Here is a 23,985-nt window from a genome sequence, read left to right on the forward strand (position 1 = left end):
CACCGTGAGCAGTTCGGACAGATCGTGTCTGACCTGACGGGTGCTGCGTGGGTCGGAAATCGAGACGAACACCTGCGTGAGCGGCATCACTTCCCTCGTCGTCATGGGAGCCCCAAAAGACGAGGAAACTACACAAAATCAGCGACTGTGAACAGGGGTTTTGTAAATGCATGACCGTAAACGTGATTTTGGATTCCGCTATGTCAGATAGGTGCGATAGCCCTGGGGAACTGGGCGAGGCCTTCGGCCACCTCGCCCGGTGCCTGCGTCTGGCACAAGGGCTCGTGGCCCGCGGGCATGGAGTGACCTTGACGCTCAAGGACGTTCGGCTACCCGCTGGGCAGGCCTTGACGCCCGGCATCACCGTGCTGGCCGCACCCCTGACGCCTCAAATGGGGGCTGGCGGCAGAGCGCCGGTAAACTACGCCGACGTGCTGCGTGTCAGCGGGTTTGCCGATGCGCGAGATGTGGCCGCACGGCTGAACGCCTGGCAAGGATTGTTTTCGTTGGCACGGCCCGATGTGCTGGTCGCCGACCATGCGCCGACAGCCTTGCTGGCCGCGCGTCTGGCAGACATTCCCCATTTGTCCATTGGGAGCGGCTTTGCGATTCCTCCGGCTACTTCTCCCTGGCCCTCGATTAGGCCTTGGGAGACAGTTTCTGATCAGGCGCTCACTATGGCCGAGATTGGGCTCGACCACGTACTGGACGCGGCGCAGAAAGCGCTGGGGCATACCAGGATGGTGCGTGTGCGCGACTTGTTTGGAGCGCATGACATCCTGGACACCTTTGCCGAGCTCGACCACTACGGCGCGCGGCCGGAGGGGCGCTATGTCGGCCCCATCGTCTCGGTGCCTCAGGCGCTGCGTGCCGCCTGGCAAAGCCGGGCGGAGCCCAAAGTGCTGGCCTACCTGCGTCCCGCCGTGCCGGGCTTCATGGCAATCTTGCAGGCGCTCGGCAGGCTGGATGCAGAAGTGCTGTGTGTCGCGCCTGGGATGAGCCCGGATGCAGCGAGACATTGCGCGACACGGCGTTTGCGCATTGCGCTCGCGCCGCTTGATCTGCCCCCCCTGCTTGAACTTGCTGATCTGGCCTTGGGATACGGCAACAGGGGCTTCTCGACTCAGGCCCTACTTGCGGGTGTGCCCTTGGCCATGCGGCCCCGGCATGTTGAGCAGGCGCTCTTTGTCCAACGGGTGGAGGCTCTGGGCGCGGGCAAGTTGCTCGGTGGCCGGGTCGATGCCGACAGCGTGACTGCGTCACTGCAGGAACTGCTCGACAACCCATCGTATCGGCAAGCGGCTCGTGCGTTTCAAAGCCGCCACGCCGATTACTCGCCTAGCCAAGCTGTCGAACAAAGCCTGTTCCTCATTGAGCGTACTTTCCTCAATGGCGGGAACACTGACCGTAATCAGAAGCCCCAAGAACCACAAGAGAGCCCACCTGCATGCCTGAATTGAAGTCCCTCGTACAGCACGCTCACAGCGATCATCTGGATTTCCATCTGCCGCTGATTCGTTTGCAGCACAGCGCACCGCATCCGCAGGGACGGCGCGTGCTGTGGGCCATCCTGGCGCTGGTCACCTTTCTCATCTTCTGGGCGTTGCTCGGGCGGCTGGATATCGTCGCGGTGGCTGATGGCAAGCTGGTGCCCGCCAGCTACCTCAAGATCGTACAACCTTCTGAAGCGGGCATCGTCAAGGAAATCCTGGTGCGCGAGGGCGAGACCGTACGCGCTGGACAAACCCTGATGCGCATGGATGCGCTGATCACTAACGCCGACCTGGACGCCATCACCGCCGAATACGCCCGCAAGCGGCTTGCGCTTGCCCGCATTGACGCCGAACTCGGCGGCAAACCTTTCCAGCCGGAAGTTCAGGCTCCAGCGGCACTGTTGCGAGAAACCGGTGCGCAGTACCAGGCCAACCGCGATGCCTTGGCCGCCGCACTGGCAGAAGAACGCAGCCGTCTGGTCAAGGCGCAGCAGGAACTTGCTGCTGCCCGCCAGCAGAAAGAGCGCCTGGAAGCGGTATTACCGCATTACCGCGAGCAGGACAAGGCTTACGAGCGCCTGGTCAAGGAAGGCTTCGCCGGTGGCTTGATGGCCTCGGACAAACGCCGCGAGCGCATCGAGAAGGAACAAGAGTTGGCCACGCAAGGGCACGTGATCGCCTCCGCCCATGCCAGCATCGACCAGTCGCAGAAGAAGTTGAGGCAGATCGAGGCCGACTACGTGCGGCAGTTGCACACGGAGCGCAATGAAGCGCAAGCGCAGATCGACAAACTATCCAAGGAACAAGAGAAGCAGCAGCACCGGCGGGAACTGCTGGAATTGAAGGCCCCGCAGGACGGTGTGATCAAGGATCTGGCCACGCATACGTCCGGCACCGTGGTGCAACCCGGCACCGTCTTGGCCAGCCTCGTGCCCCAAGAAGAAAAACTCAAGGCCGAAGTCTGGGTGTCCAACGAGGACATCGGCTTCGTGCGGCCGGGGCAGACAGTGAAGCTCAAGTTTGCCGCCTACACCTTCCAGAAGTACGGTATGGGGCAAGGCACCGTCGAGCACGTGAGTGCCGATGCCCAAAGCGAAGAAGAAGCCCGCGATAAGGGCCTGCAAGGTGCCGGTCAACGCCCGCTGCGCTACAAGGCCCTGGTCACGCTCGACGCGAGTGCGCTGGAGACGGATGGGTTGAGATACCCGCTGTCGGTGGGCATGCAGACCACGGCTGAAATCCTGCTGGGCGGTCGTACGGTAGCGGAATACCTGCTATCCCCCGTGAAAAAGGCCTGGCACGAGGCTGGCCGAGAACGATGAATGATGCGCTATCGTGCTTGATGTTGTTTGGGTATCTATATGGAATTATCGGGGCGCGCTTCAGGTAGCTCGTCCATGGTCGGTGGTTTGCGTGGAACGGGATGCGCTTAGGGAGTGCTGCCGGGGGGGCTTTCAGTGACGGTCCGTGCTGCGCGGACGCGCACTGCGGATCAATCGCAGCAGGCCGATCATGAAGACGATGCCCAGGGTGTCGGCCAGCCAGTCCCAGATGTCGCCGAAGCGATAGCCGGTGAAGGACTGCGCCACTTCCATCGCCGCCCCGTAAAGCAACAGGATGGCCGCGAGGGTGAGCAGGTGGCGGGGCCAGGCCAGGGCGCCCAGTCCCATCAGCGCGGCAAACAGCACGCCATGTTCGATCTTGTCCTGCCAGCTCACCAGTTTCACGACCTCGGGTGCGGGCATCAGGGCCAGCCAGAACACGCCGATCAGGGCGAGGACGAAAAGAGCACGGAGCAGCGTCCGGATGGAGGGCGGCATGGGGTATCGGGCGGCTGGGGAAAGGCCGACATGGTACCAGTGCTGCACTGCAGAAGACGTTACCGGATGACACCACAGAGGGGCGGGTGGTCCGCCTTCGGTCCCGCGCATGGCTGGTTACGGTTGCGCAGAGACCGAAGGTGCGCAGGTTCAGACCGCTGCGGGTGCGGACCGCGCCGCTTGCTGTTTGTGCCAGATCCGGGCGACGCTGGCGAGATTCCACCACAGCCACAGCGACTCGACGAACAGCAGGGCTCCGGCCAGGTGTCCGGCAAGGGGGATGAACATGGCCACGATCAAGCTCAGCAGGGTGAGGGCATGAAGGCGCAGCTGTGCGCGGGCCTGCGCCTCTGGCATCAGCTTGCGCACGTTGGGGGCCTTGATGCCGGCTTGCGTCAGGTGCAACCAGGCGAGAAAGGGTACGATCTTGTACAGCATGGCGCGGGTCGCACCACCAAAGCCGCCGTGCAGCAGCAGGATGCCGGCGAGCACGTGCCAGTGCGTCTGGTCAGTGAGTGTCGCCGGAATCAGTGCCGTCAGCCCTGCCAGCAGGGCGATCATCGCCAGTCGAAAGGCACCGAAAGCCGCATCGGGCTGGCTGCGTCGGGTGCGCGCCTGCTGCCTCAGGGTGGCGAGCGGAAACACCGCGGCCAGTGCCAACAGCAGCAAGCCGGTGACAAGCGCGAAAGCAGGGGCGCCGCTGACCGTTCCCACGTTCCAGATGATCAGCAAGGCCAGGGCAAGCGGCGCCCACCACCGCGTCAGCCTCACCGGATAAGCCGGGGTGATATGGAACATTGGCACCACCACCCAGCTGGTGGCTGCTAGCAGGATGCCCGCCCAACCCAGCATGGCCCAGCCAGCATGCAGATTGACTTGCTGCACGAAATCGATGGGCAGGCCCCAGCCGCGCGTCAGTGCCAGTGTCAGCGCCAGCCCGAGCATGGCGGCAACCAGCAAGCCGCCCAGCGCCAGGCGCAGGTCTCTGGGGGTCTGACCGGGCGCAGCGGTCCCGGGGGCGTGCCGGATGGCGTTTGCCGCGGCGATCAGAAAGCCGGCCAGCGTGATGCCGAGCAGCCCGCCGCCTGCCTGCAGCAAGGCCGGGATGCCGGTCAGGAAGCCGAGCACGAGCGCCAGACTGCCTGCGCACAGGCCTGCATGAGTCAGCCCGGCAACGCGCAGCGGTGCGCGAAAGCTCGCGCCGGCAACCACCGGCAGGATCTGCAGCAGGGCACCCAGCATGACCTGCAGCAAGAAGCCAAGGGCCAGCAGATGGACGATGGCCAGCGCGCCCGGTGTCCAGCGCGACGCCAGCAGGCCTGGGTCGGCCAGCAGCAGCCCACCTGCGGCTGCACTGAACAGCGGTGCGCTCAGGAAGAAGCGCAGCGGCGCGGAGAAAGGCGGGGTGGCGTCGTAGCCGAGCCCGGCACCCGGGCTGCTCATGGACGCTCGATCAGGATCTCGACCGCGCCGTCATCGCGGATCAGCGGGCTATAGCGGTAGCCATCGCGCTCCAGCACCCTGAACAGTGGATGCGGCATGCGATCGAGTACCAGCGTGACACTTTCACCGGGCAGCAGGTCGGCAACTGCCTCCATCGCCTTCTCGAACGGCTCGGGGGGTTCCAGGCCGCGGGCGTCGATGACGTGATGGGGGCTCATGACGTGATTTCCGTTGCGGCGCGCTGACCCAGTTGTTCGGCCAGCAGGGTGACAAGCTCGCCGGCCTGCTCGGCCAGCCTGGCATCGCAAATGGGGTAGAGGATGTTTTCTTCCTTCATGTTGTGCTGCTGGATCATGATCAGCAAGGTTTCGGCTTCGCCGGCGAACTCGTCGCCATCCTGGCCGTCGATGGCAGCCTGCAGATTGTCGAGCAGGATCCGCATCTCGGCATGTTCTGCACGCATCACCGCGGTGGGGCCGCCGGTCATGCCGGTGGCGGCCTCGAAGCGTGGAAACAGGGTCTGCTCCTCGGCGTCGAAGTGGGCGCTCAGCATGTCGGCAAAGCGCCCGAGTGCCAGGCGGGCGGCAGGCCAGTTGCGCTGCAGCACGTGTTTTTCGGCACTGGCCAGCGCATGGTCGCAGGCACGGTGGTCATTGGTCATCAGGGTGGCAAGTGGGGTCATGGGCAGCTCCGTTGGGATGGTGCTGATTGTCCGCACGGCGCAGCGCCCGGCCTTGATTCGGGTCAAGATCGCAATTTGGTTTACCCCAAGCCCCAAAACGGTGCGAAGCGGGCAGAATGCCGCCTTTGCAGATCGGACGAGTCGAATGAGCGGCACGCTTGCACCCTCTGCCTGGGGACGGATCTTTCTCCCGTTCGCATTGGGTTACTACCTTTCCTACCTGTTGCGCACCGTCAATGCGGTGATCTCGCCGGAACTGACTCGTGAGCTGAGCCTGTCGGCAGCCGATCTTGGGCTGCTGACCAGCACTTATTTTCTCGCGTTCGGGCTGGCGCAGATTCCGGTGGGGATTGCGCTGGACCGCTTTGGCCCGCGTCGGGTGGAAGGGGCGCTGATGCTGCTGACCGCGCTGGGTGGGGTGGCGTTTGCGCTGGGTGATTCGATGGCCACGCTCGGTAGCGCGCGGGCGCTGATCGGCGTGGGCGTTTCGGCCTGCCTGATGGCGGCACTTAAAGGCTTCGCGATGTGGTATCCCGCCGAGCGGCAAAGCTCGATGACGGGTTTCATCATGGCTGCGGGTGCGTTGGGCGCGCTGACTGCCAGTGCGCCGGTCGAGGCCCTGCTGCCGATCATGGGCTGGCGCGGGGTGTTCTGGATCATTGCCGGGCTGGCGCTCGTCATCGCGGTATGGGTGTTCCTGTCGCTGCCCGACGAGGCCAGCCATGCCGGCAAGGAAACCCTGGGCGCGGCCTTGCGCTCGGTCGGGCAGATCTTTGTGGCGCCGGCCTTCCTGCGCTTTGCCGGTTCGTCGATGTTCTTCACCGGGGGCTTCATGGCGATGCAGAGCCTGTGGGCGGTGCCCTGGCTGATGAACGTCAATGGTCTGACGCTGGCGCAGGCGGCGGGGCAGTTGATGGCGCTCAACATCGGCATGCTTGCCGGTCAGCTTTCCATTGGCGTGCTGGGTGTCCGTCTGGCAAGTCGCGGGGTCCGGCCGCTGAACTTGATCCAGTTCGGTTTTGCCGGCATGTTGCTGGTGCAGGGGGCGATTCTGCTGGATCTGGGGCCGCTGATGGTGTTGTGGTTCCTGCTTGGCGTGCTGTCTTCGGTGAATTCGCAAAGCTATCTGGCGACCGCGTCCAATTTTCCGCGCGAAGTCTTTGCCCGTGTTGCCACCGCGATCAACCTGATGGCGTTTGCCGGCGCGTTTGTGGTGCAGTGGGGGCTGGGGCTGGCGCTCGATGCGCTGCAGGCGGGTGGGCGCGACATGTCTGCTGCGCTGTCGCTATCGTTTGGTGGCTTGATTGTCGTGCAGCTGCTGTTTTACCTGCCGCTGCTGCCGTGGCGGCGCTCGCGTGGCGCCAGCACGTCAATGTAGGGCAGGTGTCTCGCTGCCGACCGACTCGGGGGCTTGGGTAGCGCTGGCAGGGACGGCAGCGGTAACGCCCCATTGAACCAACTCCAGACGGCCATCGAAGTGCTCGATGATGGCGGTGCAGCTGTCGACCCAGTCGCCACAATTGACATAGGTCAGGCCGTCGACTTCGCGGATGGTAGCCCAGTGGATGTGACCGCAGATCACGCCATCCACGCCTTTCTCGCGCGCGCCGTGCATCACCGAGTCCTCGAAGTCGAAGATGAAATTGACCGCGGTCTTGACCTTGCGCTTGGCGTAACCCGCCAATGACCAGTAGCCGGACACCCCCAGCCGCCGGCGGATTCGCGACAGGCCATTGTTGATGCGCACCAACAGGTTGTAGGCGACATCGCCCAGTACCGCAACCCAGCGATGATGGCGGGTGACCTGGTCGTATTCGTCGCCATGCACCAGCAGGAAGCGGCGTCCGTCGGCGGTCTGGTGGATGTAGTCGTATTCCACCCGGATGTCGCCGAAGGTGGTGCCGCAGTATTCGCGCAAGGCCTCGTCATGGTTGCCGGGCACAAAGATCACCTGCGTGCCCTTGCGCGCACGCCGAAGCACTTTCTGAACCACCGTGTTCTGGGTGCTGGTCCAGTGAATGCCGCGGCTCATCGCCCAGAAGTCGACGATGTCGCCCACCAGGAACAGATACTGCGATTCATGGTGACGAAGAAAATCCAGCAGCCGCTCCGCCTGGCAACCGCGGGTGCCCAGGTGGATATCGGACAGAAAGATCGCGCGAACCTGTTGCTCCTGCATGTGCGGCCTGTGACGATGAAAATCGCCGACAAGCGTAGGGCCGCGGTGTGACAGGGTGATGAAGGTGGTCTGATCTCAGGCGTGCAGGCCGGCGGCGTAGCCCGAAGACCAGGCCCACTGGAAGTTGTAGCCACCGAGATGGCCGGTGACATCCATCACTTCGCCGACAAAGTACAAACCGGGCACCTGGCGGGCCTCCATGGTCTTTGACGAGAGTTGATGCGTATCCACTCCACCGAGGGTGACTTCGGCCTTGGCGTATCCCTGCGTACCCGAGGGTGTGATCGGCCAGGCTTCGAGCAGGGCGGCAATCTGACGCAGTTCAGCATGGCGGAACTGATTGACCGGTTTTTCGAAACCGTGAAGTTCACACCAGGCGTGGGCGAAGCGTCGTGGCAGGCGCTGCGACAACAGATTGGCGAGCAGACCACGTTCGCCAGCATGCTCCATCAGCCAGCCTTCGGCGCTGATGCCCGGAAGCAGGTTGAGGCTGACTGGGGCCCAGTCGTCCGCCTCATAGGCTTGGGCCTGCCAGTAGCTGGACGCCTGAAGGATGGAGGGGCCAGACAAGCCACGGTGGGTGATCAGTGCGGCTTCGCGGAACGCAGGGCCGCGGCAGCTGGCTTCAACATCAAACGATGCACCCGCCAGCGGTGCCAGCCGCGCAAGGGTCTCGGGCGACAAGGTCAGCGGCACCAGGGCTGGGCGGGGCGGGACGACCGGCAGGCCGAATTGTTCTGCAATCCGGTAGCCAAAGGGGCTGGCGCCAATCTTGGGGATGGACAAGCCGCCGGTGGCGATCACCAGACTTTGACAGGATACCGGCCCGTGTTCGGTGTGGACGACGAAACGCGCGGCGGCATCCTCGATACGCTCGATCGACTGAACGGTCGTCGGCATGCGCCATTGCACGCTGCCGTCTTCGCATTCTGCACGTAACATGTCGATGATCTGTTGTGCGGAATCATCACAAAACAGCTGTCCCCAGTCACGTTCGTGATAAGAGATTCCATGGCGCTCGATAAGCTCGATAAAATCGCGCGCCGTGTAGCGGGAAAGCGCCGAGCGCACGAAGTGGGGGTTGCGGCTGAGGTAATGTTCGGCACCGACACGCCGGTTGGTGAAGTTGCACCGGCCGCCGCCCGAAATGCGGATCTTTTCTGCCAGGCGGGTGGCGTGGTCCAGTAACAGCACGCGACGACCGCGCTGGCCGGCCGTTGCAGCACACATCATGCCGGCGGCGCCGGCGCCGATGACAACGAGGTCGAAATGCTGTTGCTTCACAATGGTGTCTGTAGTGCTGAAAGCGGCGCAGAATACGCCCGGTGCTCATCCGCGGCAAATCCGTGCAGGCCGCAGGCTTGCGCAGATCTAGTGAAGATAGTCGAATAACAAATGTACGCGCCTGGAGCTTTTCTGAATGTCTGATTCTTCCCCCGGTACGGGCGATCAAGCCCCGCTGACGCGTTTCGCCCGGCCGGCGAAATGGGCTGGCGGCATCCTGCTGACAATAGCGGTGCTGGGCTTTGGTGTGGTGCCGCCGGTTGCGCGTCATTATGCGCAGCAGATCGCAAGCGATCTGCTTGGGCGCAGTGTCACGGTGGATACGGTGTCCTTCAACCCCTTCACGCTGGCTGCAGAGCTGCGCGGGGTTAGGGTCATGGAGGCCGATGACAGCGCACCTGCACTGTCATTTGCGCGCCTGAAGGTCAATCTCGAGTTGGAATCTGTGGTTCGTGGTGGCCCGGTGCTGCATGAACTGGCGCTCGATGGCTTGGTCTTGAACCTGGTTCGCTTGCCGCAGGGGCAACACAACTGGAGTGACGTGGTCGAGCGCATCGCCGCGCTGCCCGGCAATGACAGCGAGGGTGATGCGCTGTTCTCGATCGGCAATATCCGTGTCAGCGGTGGCCGGGTCGATATTGACGATCGGGTCGAGGGGCTGAAGCATGAAGTGACCGGTCTGGAGATCGGTGTTCCTTTTGTTTCCAACCTGCCGGTCAAGGTCGATGTGTTCGTCGAACCGGCCTTGTCGGCCGCGGTCAATGGGCAGGCTTTTGGCCTGTCGGGTCGGACCAAGCCCTTTGGCGAAGAACGTGAGACCGTGCTCGAGTTCGCGGTAAAGGACTTCGACCTCGCTCCGTGGATGGCTTACCTGCCCTTCGAACCCGCATTCCAGCTGACTTCAGGGCGTCTGGGAGCGGAACTCGAGCTGTCCTTCTCCCAACCGGCTGATGCTGCGCCTCGCGTGGGTTTGCGCGGTCAGGCGCAGATCGAGCAGTTGGTGATGCTGGACAAGGCTGGGCAGGCAGCGGTCGCGCTGGGTGAGTTCGGGGTCGAACTGGTGGATGTCCAGCCGCTGGCGGGCAAGTACCACTTCACCCGTCTGCGCTTGATGCAGCCCGAGATCGATGTCGTGCGCCTGGCCGATGGGGGGCTCAACCTGCTGCAGATGCTGCCGCAGACGAAGCAGGATGCAGCGGTGGCAAAGGCCAAGGGCAAGCCACCTGTCAAGGCACAGGCCAAGGCGTCACCACAACCTGCAACGCCTGCTCCTGCGCGCGCGCCGATCGATTTCCTGCTGGCATCGGCCCGCATCCGGGATGGCGTCATCCGCCTGGAAGACCGGGCGGTGCCCGGTCCCTTCCGTGCCAGCATCAACGAGATCAACCTCGATCTTCGCGATCTGACCAATACTGGAGACATGCCGGCCGAAATCCGCCTGGATTACGTGACTGACGGCGGGGAGAGGCTTAGTCACCAGGACGCCTTGCGTCTGGAGCCTTTCGAGCTGGCCGGCAACCTGAGCCTGGAGCAGGTCCAGCCAGGGCGGTATGCGCCCTATCTGGCCAGCATGTTGCCGGGTGGCGAGATCCGGGGTGGGGTGCTCAATGGCCAGTTGCGTTACCGACTGACCTTGGCCGAGGCTGGGCCGGATGTCGAGATCGATCTCGAGAGTCTCAATCTGACCGACTTTACTCTGGGGCTCAAGGGTGCCAGGAGCAACGCAATCCAGGTGCCCAAACTCGTGATTGCCGATGCTCGATTGGTGTTGTCGGAGCGTAGCGTCAAGGTGGGTGAGGTTGGCATCAGTGGCGCGTCCGTGTCTGCAGTACGTCTGCGCAACGGTCAGCTCGACCTAGTGTCGCTGATGGGGCCTCAGTCTGCCCGATCCACGCCTGCCAAGGCCGCGCAGACGGGTCAGGAGGCAGATTGGTCGGTCGTGGTGGATACGCTGGCGATCGATGGGACCTCGGTCAGGCTGGAGGACCGCACGGCGGGCAAGCCTGTCGTGCTGGCGGTGGACGGCATCGCGCTCAAGGTCGACAACTTCTCCACCACCAAGGGCGAAGCGCTGAAACTGGAACTGGACAGCCGCATCAACCGCCGCGGCAAGCTGGGTGCTGCGGGCACGGTCGTGCTCGATCCGCTCAAGGTATCGATGCAGCTGGATGCCAGTGACATCGATCTGTTGCCCTTGCAGCCCTATGTGCTGGAGCAGACCAAGATTGCCATCTCGCGAGGTAGCCTGAGCAGCAAGGGCGCGCTGGAGCTTCAGCTCGCCCGTGACGGCAGCCCGGTTGGGGCGTTCAAGGGCGATCTCGGGGTTGCGAACTTCGCTTCCGTCGATCGTCTCAATGCCACGGATTTCGTCCGTTGGCGGGCACTGAGCATCAGCGGCATCGATCTGCAGCTTCCGTTTGCCCTGGGGGTGCGCGATGTTGCGCTCACCGATTTCTACACCCGTCTGATACTGAGTGAGGATGGGGCGCTGAACCTGCGTGAGATCCGTCCGGCCGATCCGGCGCAAGCCGAGGCCGAGCGTGCTGCCGAGGCCTTGACCGATGGCGCGCAGCTCAGTGAGTCGCCGCCCGTCAGAATCGGTCGTATCGTGCTCAAGGGCGGCAATGTGGCGTTCAGCGACCGCTTCGTCCGACCAAATTACGACGCTAACCTGACCGGGCTGGCCGGCGAGTTGAGCGGCTTGTCCTCGGATCCAGGCTCCATCGCCAAACTCAAGCTGGACGGCAAGGTGGATAACGCGGCGGCGGTCAGGATCGAGGGAGAGCTCAACCCCTTTCGTCAGGATCAATACCTGAACATCGATGCTTCTGTGAAGGATTTCGAGCTGACCGGCCTGTCGAGTTACTCTGGCAAGTACGTCGGCTATGGCATTCAGAAGGGCAAGCTTTCTGCGGACCTCAACTACCGTATCGAGGAGCGCAAGCTCGAGGCGAAAAACCGCATCTTTCTGGACCAGCTGACGTTTGGCGACGCGGTGGACAGCCCGGATGCGCTCAAGCTGCCCGTGCAACTGGCAGTCTCACTGCTGAAGAACGGGCGTGGCGAAATTGACATCAACCTGCCGGTCAGCGGTACCATGGACGACCCGGAGTTCAGCGTGTTCGGCTTGGTGGTGCGGGCTTTGTTCAACCTCGTGGGCAAGGCCATCACATCGCCGTTCTCCTTGCTGGCGTCGGGGGTTGGTGGCGGTGAGGAGCTGTCACAGCTCGAGTTCGACCCCGGTCTGGCGCACCTTGGTGAGGCTCAGGTCGATAAGCTGAGCATGCTGGCCCAAGCCCTGGTCGATCGTCCGGCCTTGCGCCTGGACGTTACGGGTATTGCTGATCCTGCGCTTGATACTGAGGGCGTCCGGCGCAACAAGCTGCTTGATCAGCTCCGTACGGCAAAGCTGAAGGCAACGCTCAAGCGTGGCGAAGAGGCGCCCTCACTGGAGGCGGTGGAGGTCAGCGAGGCGGAGTACCCGGTGCTGCTTGCCAGTGTCTACGACGACGCCGACATCAAGAAACCGCGCAACCTGATTGGTTTGGCCAAGCGCCTGCCGGCAGCGGAAATGGAAGCATTGCTGCTGGCGGACATCAAGGTGAGCGAGGCCGACCTCAAGGCTTTGGCCTTGCGCCGGGCTCAGTTGGTGCGCGATTGGCTGGTGCAGGAGGGGCAGGTTGCGGCAGACCGGGTGTTTCTTGTATCGCCAAACAGCGAACAGCTTGCCGATGGGGGGCATCGGGTGCACTTCTCGCTGCGCTGAATCCGTCAGGACAGGAGTTGGGTGGCCTCGCCTTGCTTTGATAGCAACGTGACGGCTTTTTTGTCGAACGAAACAAAGGTTTCGCCACCCAGCCATTTTCCTTCGTGCGCCATGATGCCATCGGCGAAATCGCCACCGGCTTCCAGCAAGGCCAGCCCGGCCTCAACAGCAGGCCGGTTCATGGAGACATTGGCGGTATCGAGTAGCGCCCGGATCGCGGTAGCGACGTCTTCTTTAGGCAGTTTGGCCCCTTGCCGCAGTATCCAGACCAGTTCGCAAAGAGACGGCAACGAAACTGCAATCAGGCTTGCGTCCTTGAGCAGCTTGCGCGCGGTGTGGCATTGGGCGGGATCGTCTTGCAGGATCGCACGGGCGAGTACATTGGTGTCTGCGGTGATCTTCATTCGTCATCCAGCTGCCCCGCCCAGCCTGCCGCAGCAATATCGTTCATCTCTTCAATCGTCAGCGGATTATGCAGCTTCACCTTGCCATCAAGGGCATGAAAAAAGCCTTCGATGGTGGCGGTTGGCCGTGCGGCCCGTACCCGTAGCTCGCCGCCAGGCAGCTTTTCAAAGTCGATCCGTTCCCCCGGTTTGATGCCGAGATGTTGCAGCAACTCCCGCTTGAGCGTGACCTGTCCTTTTACTGTGACTGCAACCGATGTCATTGTGGGTCTCCTGAGCGCCTTGCTTGCTTCAAACGGTAATGTAAAATTACCTTACGGTCAATGGTGCATGCTGCTCCAGACCGGAAGCAAGCAGTCTGCTCCACAAACAGCAAGGAGCGATCCGTTCCAAACGCGGTATTCGATTGATAGACGACTTCCCTATCCTGCATGATGATAGGGTTGATGTTCCAGGGTCGAATGGCTTGTGCCGCTGAGCGTTCTTGAATGTGATTGACGGAGGATGACGATGAAACTGAGCGATGGCGAACGGCAGGCGGCGCTGGACAGCCTGCCCGCATGGCAACGGGTCGACGGGCGGGATGCGATTGCGCGTGATCTCCGTTTTGCAGACTTCAATGCGGCTTTTGGCTTCATGAGCCGGGTGGCCTTGCAGGCGGAGAAGATGGATCATCATCCGGAGTGGACCAACGTCTATAACCGGGTGCGCATCGTATTGACGACTCATGACGCTGGCGGGCTCAGCACACGCGATCTTGAGCTGGCGCGCTTCATCGACAGCCTGCTGCCGCCTGCCTGAACTGCGGCCTGTTTTGCCCTCAGGTTTTGCGCCCTCAGGCAAAGTAGCCGTGCACGAACCAGGCTTGGGGTGGATCGAGTTCCTGAAAGATCCACCACCGCGCGGCGTCGGGTGTTTCGGCAAGGTAGTAGTCGCGCCGGATGTCCTGCCCGTCCCACCAACCGGTTTCGATGCGTTCAGGGCCGCGTAGCAGGCGCAAGCGGGCGGGGTCGGCAATGGGGCGAGCCTGGGGCAGCAACCATAAGGGACGGTCGCCGCGAGGGCGTTGTGTGGCGATGGGGGGCGATCTGCTTGGACGCGGATCGAAGGGAATTGCTTGTGAAGCGCGTTCAGGTCGATGGTCGTTACGGCTGCGCAATTGCCTGACACCTTCCAGCCCAAGCCGTGCGCGCAGACGATCCACCAGCATGCTGGCGTGCTCGCGCCCGCCTGCAGGGTCGCCAAACAGGTCGCCGACCGGCTGTACCAGTGGCCGCGGTTCACGCGCCTCGATCGCCAGGCTGTCGATTGCCTGGCTGAGTTCGATCCTGCCAAGGTGTTCGCGTACCAGCAGATTGAGCTGGGCTTCGTTGCGGCTGGGCGTACCGGTCAGGATGTCGATGGCCTGTTCTCCTCCACGTTCATGGATCAGCGTCAGGCGACAGTGGTCAATGCCGGCATGGCGTGCAGTCAGCCAGCTGCACAGCCCGGCGATCAGGCGCCTGCTGGCAAACAGCAGGGGGTCGATCTGAATGGTGGGCCAGCTCAGCGGCAGATGGCTGCGATAGCTGGGTGGTGGCACGAACTCGGTGCGCAAGTCGGGTGTCTCGCCATAAGCACGGGCCTGTGTCTGGATGACGGCACTAGCCTGGCGGCGAGCCAGCCCGGCGCGCGGCAGCGTGCGGACTTCTCCCATTGTGCGAAGACCGATGTCCGCCAGTAAGGCCAGACTGGCCGGGCTGACATCGCTGCCGTCGGCAAGCAGATCAAGCGGTAGTGCATCCAGACGGGCCTGCCAGTCCGCTGGGACGTGTGGCCGATGCGGGGTCGGGCAGCGTGCCAGCCAGCGTGCAGCGAGCGGGGTGGGCGCCTGAGCGGTCGCTATCCGCAAACCCTGATGGCGCAGGCCCTCATGCAGTGTTTGCTCGATCGCGTCGGCACCACCGAACAGCTTCAGGGTGGCGGCAATGTCGAGCACGATGCCATCGGGTGGGTCCAGGCTGAGGCGGGGCGTGTAGGCGCTGGCCCAGCAGGCTACTTCCTGCAGCAGGGCCTGTTCTGCCATCCGGTCCCGGGGGCGTAACTGAAGCCCGGGCAGCATGGCCAGCGCGGCAGGCACACTATGGCCGGGCTGGATGCCGGCCAGCCGTGCTGCGTGAGAAACCGCCAGCACACGAACTGGGGGGCCAGGGTCGGTAATTGCGATCGCTCCGGGTTCGGCAATGCCGCGCAGGTGGGTCTGCAGTGCCAGGTCGGGCAGGATCAGGGCTAGCCAGCGCATGACGAGCCGTGCATCAGCGATGCATAGGGCAGTAACACCGGACGATGGCTTAACGGGCCCCGGCGCTTGACGATGTCGATGCGCAACTGACCGTTTGCCCCGGACAGGGCGAGCCGCAAGGGGGCGGGCGAGGGCTGGCGTGCGCTGTTGCGTGAGCGGAACAGGAAAAGTGGCGTCGCCCCATCTTCGGAGGCCAGCTGCAGTCGACGAAGGCCGGTATTGTCGATGCGGGGCAGCCAGGCCAGCACTGCACTGCAGTTGCCCGAAGCCAGCGTCTGGCGGCAGGCCCAAAGGGCGGCGGCAGGGTTGTCGGGGGTGATCAGCAGCACCGCGTCGAGGTCGATGCCGGCCGCCTGCAGTGCCGGTGCGTAAGGCTGCCAGGGGGGGCAGATCCAGGCTTGCCAGCGCCGGGAAGCCCCTTGGCACAGCACCGGTAGCAGCAGCGAAAGCTCGCCAATGCCGGGGTGGTCGTGCAGCAACTCGATGATGCCCGCGCCTGGCCAGCCGCCGCCGGGCAACTCGGCATCCAGTGCGGCATGGCCGGTGGGCAGCACCGGACCCTGCTGCTGCGCCAGCTGGCGTGCTTGCCAGACCAGGCCGGGCGGCAGGGTGGCGAGGGCGGTGGCCGTGCTCATGATGATGTGTGCAGGGGGCCTGGTTGGGGGAGGGTAACGGTGAAAAACGTAACGCTGGTGGGCGTGCCCCGGTTGTGCGGGCTCCGCTGCAGTGTGACGGCCCTTCAGTGATCCTTGCGGATCAGCCCGACCATGATGCCTTCGATGCTCAGTGGGGTGCTGCGCAGGTCGACCACAATGGGGGCAAAGTCTGGATTGGCCGGCAGTAGCTCAACCGTGTTGCCCTTGCGCTGCAGGGTCTTGACGGTGACCTCGTCATCGAGCCGGGCGATCACGATCTGGCCGTTGCGGGCTTCGGTAGTACGGTGCACCGCGAGCAGGTCGCCATCCAGGATGCCGGCGTCGCGCATGCTCAGGCCACGCACCCGCAGCAGGTAATCGGCGCGTGGTGAAAACAGCGCAGGGTCAAGCTGGAAATGCTTTTCGATGTGTTCGGTGGCCAGGATGGGGCTGCCGGCAGCCACCCGGCCGATCAGCGGCAGGCCGAGGGCCTCGGCCAGGCGGATGCCACGCGCACGGCCTTCTTCAAGCAGGATGGCGCCTTTGGCAGCGAGTGCGCGCAGATGGGTTTCGGCCGCGTTGGGCGAGCGGAAGCCGAAGGCAGTGCAGACTTCGGCACGCGTGGGGGGGCGGCCTTCGCTTTCGACCGTCTGGCGGATGAAGTCGAGGATTTCCTGCTGGCGTGCGGTCAGATTCTCGGAGCGGGCAGTCATGAGGTGTGTCCTTTGTTGAACTGTAATTTTAAACAGCTGATCGGCGAAGGCAAGCTGCATCAGCAAATGTTGAATGACGCACTGCATCTTGAGCCTGGCCCCGGTCTGGGCTATTGATGTCGAAGGCGCGCAGTTTTTGCCGACGCAAGGCCTCCAAAACCAGAAAGGAGCGGCACCATGTTCGTCCAGCCCCGATCACAGGCCGGTAGAGTTCGTACCGCCTCTCCGTTAGAATCCTCGGCACGTCAGGGAGAACCGATGTTGCAAAGCGGAGACCTAGCCCCTGCTTTTTCACTGCCAGACGCGGACATGGAATCGTTTGATCTCCTGTCCACGCGCGGCAGGCAGCGTGTGGTTCTCTATTTTTACCCGCGTGACAACACTCCGGGGTGCACGCTTCAGGCGGCCGACTTCAGCGATCACGAAGACGACTTCACCCGTTGCGATTGCATCATCGTGGGTGTGAGTCCCGACGACTGCCTGACCCATGCCGAGTTTCGCGATCAGCACGGATTGTCGATCCGCCTGCTGGCCGACACCGAGACCGAGGTCGCCCGTCTTTACGATGTGTGGCAAGAGAAGGAAGTTGACGGGGTAAAGAAGATGGGCGTGGCGCGGACAACCTTCATCATCGACAAGCAGGGTGTCATCCGTCACGTGCTCCGTGATGTCACGCCCCGCGGCCATGCCGCCGCGGTTTTCAAACTGGTCAAGGAACTGGATACATAGCATGCAAACCGAAATCGCAAAGAACAGCGTCGTCACCCTGAAGTACACCGTGACCGACCCCGATGGCGCGATGATCGACGATGGTCAACATCCGCTGGTCTATCTGCACGGCGGCTACGACGGCATCTTCCCGATGCTCGAAGAAGCGCTGCACGGCAAGAAGCTGGGCGAAACCTTTCAGATCAAGCTGCAACCCGAAGATGCTTTCGGTGACTACGATGAAGAGTTGGTACTGGTCGAGGATGCCAAGCTGTTCCCCGAGAACATTGAAGTCGGCATGTCCTTCGAGCGTGTCAGCGAGGATGGCGAAGAAGAAATCATCTATCGCGTCACCGACATCGCCGAAGGCAAGGTCGTGGTCGACGGCAATCACCCGCTGGCTGGCGTGGCGCTGATCTTCGACGTGACCGTGGCCGAAGTGCGTGCCGCGACCGCAGAAGAAATCTCTCATGGTCATGTACATGGCGCAGGCGGTCATCACCACTGATCGTCGCAACAGGGGCCGCAACTGCGGCCCTTTTCACTTTTTCTGACTGACGGACTGGGGATGATCGGTTTTACCCGAGTCACAGGATTGCCTGACGCCAGCCGCCCCTTGCTTGAAGTCAAGGGCTTGCGGGTGGAGATTGCGCTTGCCTCTGGCGTGCTGCGACCCGTCGATGGCGTCAGCTTTGACGTTGCGGCCGGCGAGACGCTGGCATTGCTCGGCGAATCCGGCTGTGGCAAGTCAATGACTGCGCTGGCGCTCAATCGCTTGCTGCCCGATGCAGCGTCGATCGAAAGTGGCGAGGTACGTCTGGCCGGCGAAGATGTACTGCGCCTGCCCGAGTCGCGCATGCGTGGCGTTCGCGGCGGGCGTATCGGCATGGTTTTTCAGGAGCCATCGACCAGCCTGAACCCGGTCATGACCGTGGCCGCACAGATCACCGAGGCGCTGGCCCTGCATCGCGGCCTGCGTGGTGCGGCGGCGCGCGCCGAGGCCGAGGCCTTGTTGCAGGCGGTGGGTATTCCGGATGCGGCACGTCGTCTGGATGATTACCCCTTCCAGTTTTCCGGCGGCATGAAGCAGCGGGTGATGATCGCGATCGCGCTGGCCGGGCGCCCCGAGCTGTTGATTGCTGACGAGCCGACGACCGCGCTCGACGTCACCATTCAGGCCCAGGTGCTGGATCTGCTTGTTCGCCTGCAGCGTGAGCGTGGCATGGCGATGTTGCTGATCACGCATGATCTGGGCGTGGTCGCGCGCATGGCTCACCGGGTGGGGGTCATGTATGCGGGCGAATTGGTCGAAACCGGACCTCGTCAGGCTTTCTTCCAGACTCCGCTGCACCCTTATGCACGCAAGCTGTTCGCCGCCTTGCCTGACGGCAGCCAGCGTGGAAGCCCGCTGGATGCGCCGCCGGGCAGCGTGCCGACACTGGACCAGGTGTTTGCGGGATGTCGTTTTGCCGATCGCTGTCCCCAGGCCTTTGACCGGTGCGATGACGAGGTGCCGCCCTGGCATCAGCTTGGCGCACAGGCCGTGCGTTGCCATCTGTACGAGACTGTCAGCATTCCGCGCCCGCTGGCGCAGCGCATGACGGGCTCAGGATTTGTCCGTTCCGGCCGTCAGATGACGCCTTTGCTCGAAGTGCGCGATCTTGCCGTGCATTTTCCGGTACGCAAGGGTTTGTTGCGTCGTACGGTCGGAGAGGTTCGCGCGGTCGATGGGGTCAGTCTGGCGCTGGTGCTAGGTCGTACGCTTGCGTTGGTGGGGGAGTCGGGTTGCGGCAAGACCACCGTCGGTAAGGCCATCCTGCAGTTGATCGCTCCGACGGCAGGCGAGATCCTGTTCGAAGGCGAGAACCAGGCGGGTGCTTCACAGGATGCGCTGCTGGCCATGCGGCGGGCGGTGCAGATGGTTTTCCAGGATCCCTTCGCGTCGCTCAATCCGCGGCTACGCATCGGTGAGATCATCGAGGAAGGCATGCACAGCCTCGGTGTCGGTGAGGGGCCTGCCGAGCGTCGTCGTACTGTTGATGGCTTGCTCGAACGCATTGGTTTGTCGAGCGCGATGCGCTGGCGCTATCCACATGAGTTTTCAGGCGGTCAACGCCAGCGTATCGCGATTGCCCGAGCCCTGGCAGTGTCGCCACGTGTCATCGTGTGTGATGAGCCGACCAGTGCGCTGGATGTCTCAGTGCAGGCGCAATTGCTCAACCTGATGCGTGAGCTCCAGGCCGAGCGTGGTCTGGCTTATCTGTTCATTACTCACAATCTGGCGGTGGTCGACTATCTGGCTGACGAGGTCGCGGTGATGTATCTGGGGCGTATCGTCGAGCAGGGGCCGGTAACAAGCGTGCTGAAGGCGCCGGCCCATCCCTATACGAGGGCCTTGCTCGAGGCCGTGCCGCGCGTGGATGCCATCGAGGAGATCGCTGTCGGTGCTGCACTTGCAATGAGCCCGGCCGAGCTGCCATCCCCCCTGACGCCACCGACGGGATGTCATTTTCATCCACGCTGCGCGAAGGCAACCGACATCTGCCGGGTCAGCTACCCCGCTGCACAGGGCATGGTCGGCGGTCATTGGGTGCGCTGTCATTGGCCGCTGACCAATGCGGTAAAGCGCGTATCCGATTGAAGTACGGTGGCCATAGGGGCCCGCCTGGGGCGCACGGTGTTTGCCGTGTTGCGATCATGCTGCCAGGCGTCTTGTTCGGTCCCCTTAGGGTTTCTTGGGCGTAGTCGTCTGCGTAGCCGGCTTGCTGTTCGCTGGCTTGGTGGGAGGCTTTGTCGTGGCAGCGGGCTTTGCCGGCGTACTGGCCTTGGGCGGAGGCGCGCTCCGGGCTGGCGTGTTGGGCTTTGCGGCAGGCTTTGCACTCGAGTTCGATTTTGGCGCAGTACTTTTTGTAGCAGGTTTCGCTGGGGCCTTGGCCGCGTTGCGGGGCGCTTGCGAGGGCTTCTGCGGCGTGGCTTTTTTGCCTTTGGTTGCAGCGCTTGTCTTGGCGGATGAAGGGCTGGAGGTCGCCAGCTTGACGGCAGGCGAGGCACCAATCAGCCGGTTGCCGCCGGGCAGCAGTTTGCTGACCGCCAATGCGCCCTGAGGGTCCGCACCATCCGGCACCAGCAAGGTATAACCCGGACTCAGCCTGCTGCCGGCCGCCAGACCGTTCAGCTGCAGCAGTTGGGCAAGGGTAAGTTGATGGCGGGTCGCAATGCTGGCAAGGGTTTCACCTGGTGCGAGCTCATGCGTTCGCCAGCCCTTGCCGGATAGCTGGAATTCGCTCAAGCCGGACTCCAGACGCCGCGCGCGGTCGGCAGGCACGACCAGCGATTGCCCTTCGGTCGTGATCGCCGGGCGATTGAAGCCCGGGTTGAGGGCGAGAAACTCCTCGATGCTCATCCCGGCGTATTGCGCAGCGGTTGCCAGATCGATGCCGGTCGGTGCCGCGACGGTCACGAAGTGCTGTTCGTTGGCGACGTAGGGCAGTTCCAGGTGGAATAGTTCGGGTTCGGCAATGATGTTCTTGATCGCCTGCAGCTTGGGAACGTAATTGCGGGTTTCATCCGGCATGCGCAGATGGCTGTATTCAGTTGGTAGTCCTGCGTCGCGGTTGCGCTGCAGGGCACGTCCCACTGCGCCTTCCCCCCAGTTGTATGAGGCCAGCGCAAGGTGCCAGTCGCCATGCATCTCGTAGATGGTCTGCAGATAATCCAGCGCGGCATTGGTCGAGGCGATCACGTCGCGACGTTCATCCACCCAGCTATCCTGGGTCAGCTTGTAGTTGCGACCGGTCGAGGGAATGAACTGCCATAGGCCCGAGGCATGTGCCCGTGAGTACGCCAGTGGGTTGTAGCTGCTCTCGACCATGGGCAGCAGTGCCAGTTCGGTCGGCATGCCGCGGCGCTCGAGCTCGTCAACAATGTGATAGAGATAGCGACCGCCACGTCCCAGAACCTGTTTCAGGAAGCTTGGACGGTTGAGGTAGAACAGTTGTTGATCGCTGACCAGCGGGCTGTCCAGGTCGGGCATGCCGAAACCACGACGGATACGGTCCCAGATGTCGTTGGCGTCACGCGTCAGGTCCAGCGTCAGTACGCGCGGGGGGACAGCTGTCTCTTCCGGTATGGGCGTGACCAGCCCGGTCTGAGGCTCGAGTGCGTGGGACGGCTGCAGGAACAGCGCAAGCAGGAGGAAGAGCGAGAAAAGCTTCGCCATCGAAGCCCGCCGATACGAAAGCAGGCGAGTCTAGCGACCCACCCGGAAGACGTCAAATCGAGCGTTCCGTGCGCAAAGCCCCGGCACAGGACATAATCCCTTGGTAGCATATGTCACCCCCTCAATTTCCTTCGGGTCTGCGCGGTCTTATGAAAGTCCTGGTCATCGAAGATACTGTCACCAGCGCTACGCTGGTCTGTCATCAGCTCACCAAGATGGGGCTGTTGACCGTGCATGCACGTGACGGCGAAAGTGGCGTCGAGATGTTCAAACGCGATCGTCCGGATCTGGTGCTGCTCGACATCATCATGCCTGGCATGGACGGTTTTGAGGTGGCCCACCGCATTCGTCAGCTTGAGCAGGACGGTGATTGGACGCCGATCATCTTCCTGACCGCACGCGCGAGCGAGAACGATCTGCAGCGTGCCATCGAAGTCGGTGGCGATGACTACCTGGTCAAGCCGGTGTCCGAGGTGGTGCTGAAGGCCAAGGTGAATGCGATGCGGCGCATTGCGCAGATGCGCTCGTCGCTGTTGGTCTTGACGCGCAAGCTTGATGACGCCAATCGCGAGTTGACCCGGCTATCATCCGTTGATGGCCTGACCGGCATCGCAAACCGGCGTCGTTTCGACGAGACCCTGCATCGTGAGTGGCGTCGTGCATCACGCACCGGAAAACCCTTGTCCCTGCTGGTGATCGACGTTGATCACTTCAAGCTTTTCAACGATAACTACGGACATCAGGTGGGTGACGAATGCTTGAAGGCAGTGGCGCGCACGCTGGAGCAAATGCTGCGGCGCCCCCCTGATCTGGTTGCGCGTTACGGTGGAGAAGAGTTTGCGGCCATCCTGCCGGAGACGGAACTGGATGGCGCTCTCGCGGTGGCTGAGGCGATGCGTGCGGGTATTGAGGGGCTGGGTATCACACACCGGTTTTCGTCAACTGCGGGGGTGGTGACGGTCAGCATCGGTGCCGCGACGATGACGCCGGATCGAGGCGATGAGCATGGCTTTGTCAGCTTGCTCAAGGCGTCTGACGAGGCGCTCTACCGGGCCAAGAAGAACGGTCGCAACAAGCTGGCCGCAAGTCTTAGCGGCATGACCGCACAGATCGGGTAATGAACATGCCTAGCAAGAGCAGGAAGGTCGTGCTGGTGGACGACAACGAAGTGATCAGGATGGCCCTGCGCGCGATTTTGCGCCAGGCTGGTTTTGATGTCGTCGGTGAGGCGCGTGATGGCGAAGGTGTGGCCGACTTGGTCGAGAAGGTCCGGCCTGATGTGGTGTGCCTGGATGTGAGCATGCCAGGGCGGAGCGGTCTGGAGGTGTTGGGTGAGTTGCGGGATCGTTTTCCCAAGGTGAAAGTGTTAATGGTCACAGCGCATAGTGACCGTGAGACCGTCAGTCAGGTTGTTCAGCAAGGTGCTGCGGGTATGGTGCTCAAACCCTTCAATGCAGCCCGCGTGATCGAGACCATGAACAGGGTGCTGGGTCTGGAGAGTCCGGCGTAGAAACCGGGTTCATGGTGTATCCCCTGCAGGTGCTCCAGGACGGTAAAGGGCGGAAGGGGGAACATTCCGCCGGGTCTCATCAGAATACGTCTTTCCAGGCACGTAGTGCGGTCAGGCATTCCAGGTCGTTGCGTGGCCGCTTTCCGCTATGGGCGGCGACCTGGTCAATGACGGTGCCGCAACGGGTGCGCAGGAAAGGATTGATCTGACGCTCCAGGCCGATCGAGGTGGGCAGGGTAGGCAGGTTTTCTGCCCGTAGGGCTTCGCAGTGTTTCGCGTATTGGTCGCGCGCAAGGTTGTCGGGTTCTGCCGCACGCGCAAAGGCAAGGTTGGACAGGGTGTATTCATGGGTGCAATACACCTGGGTATCGTCGCCCAGGGCGACGAGTCGGGACAAGGCCTGCTGCAACTGCTCGGGGGTGCCTTCGAACAATCGCCCACAGCCTGCGGAAAACAGCGTGTCGCCGCAGAACAGCATGCCTTGGCCATGGTAGGCAATGTGACCGGCAGTGTGGGCGGGTACGCTGATGACTTGTAGTTCAAGCGCAAGCTCGGGTACGCAGGCCGTATCGCCCTCGGTCAGCGGATGGGTCACGCCGGCGATGGCTTCGGCCGCCGGGCCGAATACGGGCACCGGACAGGCTTGGGTCAGTGCCTGAATGCCGCCGGTGTGGTCGGCATGATGGTGGGTGATCAGGATCGCGCACAGGCTGAGACCATGGGCGTTCAGAAAGAGTTGAACCGGTGCGGCATCACCGGGGTCGACCACCGCAGCCTGCTTGCCATTGTGCAGCAGCCAGATGTAGTTATCGCGAAACGCCGAAACGGGGATAATGTTCATCTTTCGA

Annotated in this window: 23 protein-coding genes; 10 read left to right on the forward strand and 13 right to left on the reverse strand. The window is 62.8% G+C overall.

Features of this window, described 5'->3' with window-relative positions:
* Positions 1–347: 347 nt before the first annotated feature.
* Positions 348–1,460 carry a glycosyltransferase gene (locus tag DNK49_RS11380; RefSeq protein WP_165843310.1) on the forward strand — a complete coding sequence of 371 codons (1,113 nt, stop codon included), beginning with the start codon at positions 348–350 and terminating at the stop codon, positions 1,458–1,460.
* Positions 1,448–2,815, forward strand: coding sequence for an HlyD family type I secretion periplasmic adaptor subunit (locus tag DNK49_RS11385; protein ID WP_110524625.1), 1,368 nt, complete (start codon positions 1,448–1,450; stop codon positions 2,813–2,815). The genes DNK49_RS11380 and DNK49_RS11385 overlap by 13 nt, the downstream gene beginning before the upstream one ends.
* Before the next feature lie 132 nt (positions 2,816–2,947).
* On the opposite strand, the gene DNK49_RS11390 is transcribed toward DNK49_RS11385, so the two are convergent.
* The 4 genes from DNK49_RS11390 to DNK49_RS11405 all read right to left on the reverse strand — a co-directional run bounded on the left by DNK49_RS11390 (position 2,948) and on the right by DNK49_RS11405 (position 5,438).
* Positions 2,948–3,313 carry a VanZ family protein gene (locus DNK49_RS11390; RefSeq protein WP_110524627.1) on the reverse strand — a complete coding sequence of 122 codons (366 nt, stop codon included), beginning with the start codon at positions 3,311–3,313 and terminating at the stop codon, positions 2,948–2,950.
* A 150-nt stretch (positions 3,314–3,463) separates the two neighbouring features.
* Positions 3,464–4,756: a hypothetical protein gene (locus DNK49_RS11395; protein WP_110524629.1), complete on the reverse strand. Its 1,293-nt coding sequence runs from the start codon at positions 4,754–4,756 to the stop codon at positions 3,464–3,466.
* Positions 4,753–4,974 (reverse strand): DUF2249 domain-containing protein, encoded by a 222-nt coding sequence (locus DNK49_RS11400; protein WP_110524631.1) that lies wholly within the window; start codon positions 4,972–4,974, stop codon positions 4,753–4,755. Before DNK49_RS11400 ends, DNK49_RS11395 begins: the two co-directional genes overlap by 4 nt.
* A complete protein-coding gene (locus DNK49_RS11405) occupies positions 4,971–5,438 on the reverse strand; it encodes a hemerythrin domain-containing protein (RefSeq protein ID WP_110524633.1) in 468 nt (155 codons plus the stop codon). The genes DNK49_RS11400 and DNK49_RS11405 overlap by 4 nt, the downstream gene beginning before the upstream one ends.
* Before the next feature lie 145 nt (positions 5,439–5,583).
* Here DNK49_RS11405 and DNK49_RS11410 point away from each other — a divergent pair, with 145 nt between their 5' ends.
* Complete coding sequence (locus tag DNK49_RS11410) at positions 5,584–6,816, forward strand: MFS transporter (RefSeq protein WP_110524973.1); 1,233 nt, start codon at positions 5,584–5,586, stop codon at positions 6,814–6,816.
* Here DNK49_RS11410 and DNK49_RS11415 read toward each other — a convergent pair.
* Together DNK49_RS11415 and DNK49_RS11420 are read right to left on the reverse strand one after the other, a co-directional pair.
* The gene (locus DNK49_RS11415; protein WP_110524635.1) at positions 6,808–7,617 is read right to left on the reverse strand and encodes a UDP-2,3-diacylglucosamine diphosphatase; all 810 of its coding nucleotides are present in this window, start codon (positions 7,615–7,617) and stop codon (positions 6,808–6,810) included. The genes DNK49_RS11410 and DNK49_RS11415 overlap by 9 nt on opposite strands.
* 75 nt (positions 7,618–7,692) lie before the next feature.
* Entirely contained in the window at positions 7,693–8,901 is a 1,209-nt protein-coding gene (locus DNK49_RS11420) for a BaiN/RdsA family NAD(P)/FAD-dependent oxidoreductase (protein ID WP_110524636.1), read from the reverse strand.
* 136 nt (positions 8,902–9,037) lie between these two features.
* Between DNK49_RS11420 and DNK49_RS11425 the strand changes: the two genes are divergently transcribed.
* The gene (locus DNK49_RS11425) at positions 9,038–12,667 is read left to right on the forward strand and encodes a DUF748 domain-containing protein (protein WP_110524639.1); all 3,630 of its coding nucleotides are present in this window, start codon (positions 9,038–9,040) and stop codon (positions 12,665–12,667) included.
* 5 nt (positions 12,668–12,672) lie between these two features.
* Here the strand turns inward: DNK49_RS11425 and DNK49_RS11430 are convergent, their stop codons facing one another.
* On the reverse strand, positions 12,673–13,071 hold the full coding sequence (locus DNK49_RS11430) for a type II toxin-antitoxin system VapC family toxin (protein WP_110524641.1): 399 nt from the start codon (positions 13,069–13,071) through the stop codon (positions 12,673–12,675).
* Positions 13,068–13,334 carry an AbrB/MazE/SpoVT family DNA-binding domain-containing protein gene (locus DNK49_RS11435; RefSeq protein ID WP_110524643.1) on the reverse strand — a complete coding sequence of 89 codons (267 nt, stop codon included), beginning with the start codon at positions 13,332–13,334 and terminating at the stop codon, positions 13,068–13,070. The genes DNK49_RS11430 and DNK49_RS11435 overlap by 4 nt, the downstream gene beginning before the upstream one ends.
* Before the next feature lie 247 nt (positions 13,335–13,581).
* Between DNK49_RS11435 and DNK49_RS11440 the strand changes: the two genes are divergently transcribed.
* Entirely contained in the window at positions 13,582–13,872 is a 291-nt protein-coding gene (locus tag DNK49_RS11440) for a 4a-hydroxytetrahydrobiopterin dehydratase (RefSeq protein WP_243632329.1), read from the forward strand.
* A gap of 34 nt (positions 13,873–13,906) precedes the next feature.
* Here DNK49_RS11440 and DNK49_RS11445 read toward each other — a convergent pair whose 3' ends face one another.
* The 3 genes from DNK49_RS11445 to lexA form a co-directional block, all read right to left on the reverse strand.
* Entirely contained in the window at positions 13,907–15,352 is a 1,446-nt protein-coding gene (locus tag DNK49_RS11445; RefSeq protein ID WP_110524647.1) for a Y-family DNA polymerase, read from the reverse strand.
* The gene (gene imuA / locus DNK49_RS11450; RefSeq protein ID WP_110524649.1) at positions 15,340–15,987 is read right to left on the reverse strand and encodes a translesion DNA synthesis-associated protein ImuA; all 648 of its coding nucleotides are present in this window, start codon (positions 15,985–15,987) and stop codon (positions 15,340–15,342) included. Before imuA ends, DNK49_RS11445 begins: the two co-directional genes overlap by 13 nt.
* Positions 15,988–16,091: 104 nt before the next feature.
* Complete coding sequence (gene lexA / locus DNK49_RS11455; RefSeq protein WP_110524651.1) at positions 16,092–16,700, reverse strand: transcriptional repressor LexA; 609 nt, start codon at positions 16,698–16,700, stop codon at positions 16,092–16,094.
* 258 nt (positions 16,701–16,958) lie between these two features.
* Between lexA and DNK49_RS11460 the strand changes: the two genes are divergently transcribed.
* From DNK49_RS11460 to DNK49_RS11470, 3 genes are read left to right on the forward strand one after another with little or no spacing between them, the layout of a single operon-like run.
* Positions 16,959–17,429: a peroxiredoxin gene (locus DNK49_RS11460; protein WP_110524653.1), complete on the forward strand. Its 471-nt coding sequence runs from the start codon at positions 16,959–16,961 to the stop codon at positions 17,427–17,429.
* Between the two features lies 1 nt (position 17,430).
* Positions 17,431–17,916 (forward strand): FKBP-type peptidyl-prolyl cis-trans isomerase, encoded by a 486-nt coding sequence (locus tag DNK49_RS11465; protein ID WP_110524655.1) that lies wholly within the window; start codon positions 17,431–17,433, stop codon positions 17,914–17,916.
* Positions 17,917–17,976: 60 nt separating this feature from the next.
* A complete protein-coding gene (locus tag DNK49_RS11470; RefSeq protein WP_110524657.1) occupies positions 17,977–20,049 on the forward strand; it encodes an ABC transporter ATP-binding protein in 2,073 nt (690 codons plus the stop codon).
* Positions 20,050–20,133: 84 nt separating this feature from the next.
* Here DNK49_RS11470 and DNK49_RS11475 read toward each other — a convergent pair whose 3' ends face one another.
* Positions 20,134–21,627, reverse strand: a complete 1,494-nt coding sequence (locus DNK49_RS11475; protein WP_110524659.1) for a transglycosylase SLT domain-containing protein — start codon at positions 21,625–21,627, stop codon at positions 20,134–20,136.
* A gap of 149 nt (positions 21,628–21,776) precedes the next feature.
* Here DNK49_RS11475 and DNK49_RS11480 point away from each other — a divergent pair, with 149 nt between their 5' ends.
* On the forward strand, positions 21,777–22,745 hold the full coding sequence (locus tag DNK49_RS11480; RefSeq protein ID WP_110524661.1) for a diguanylate cyclase: 969 nt from the start codon (positions 21,777–21,779) through the stop codon (positions 22,743–22,745).
* Positions 22,745–23,137, forward strand: a complete 393-nt coding sequence (locus DNK49_RS11485) for a response regulator (protein ID WP_243632330.1) — start codon at positions 22,745–22,747, stop codon at positions 23,135–23,137. The genes DNK49_RS11480 and DNK49_RS11485 overlap by 1 nt, the downstream gene beginning before the upstream one ends.
* 79 nt (positions 23,138–23,216) lie before the next feature.
* On the opposite strand, the gene gloB is transcribed toward DNK49_RS11485, so the two are convergent.
* Positions 23,217–23,978, reverse strand: a complete 762-nt coding sequence (gene gloB, locus DNK49_RS11490; protein WP_110524978.1) for a hydroxyacylglutathione hydrolase — start codon at positions 23,976–23,978, stop codon at positions 23,217–23,219.
* Positions 23,979–23,985 lie beyond the last annotated feature (7 nt).

This window comes from Parazoarcus communis SWub3 = DSM 12120 (assembly GCF_003226565.1).
GTDB lineage: Bacteria > Pseudomonadota > Gammaproteobacteria > Burkholderiales > Rhodocyclaceae > Parazoarcus > Parazoarcus communis.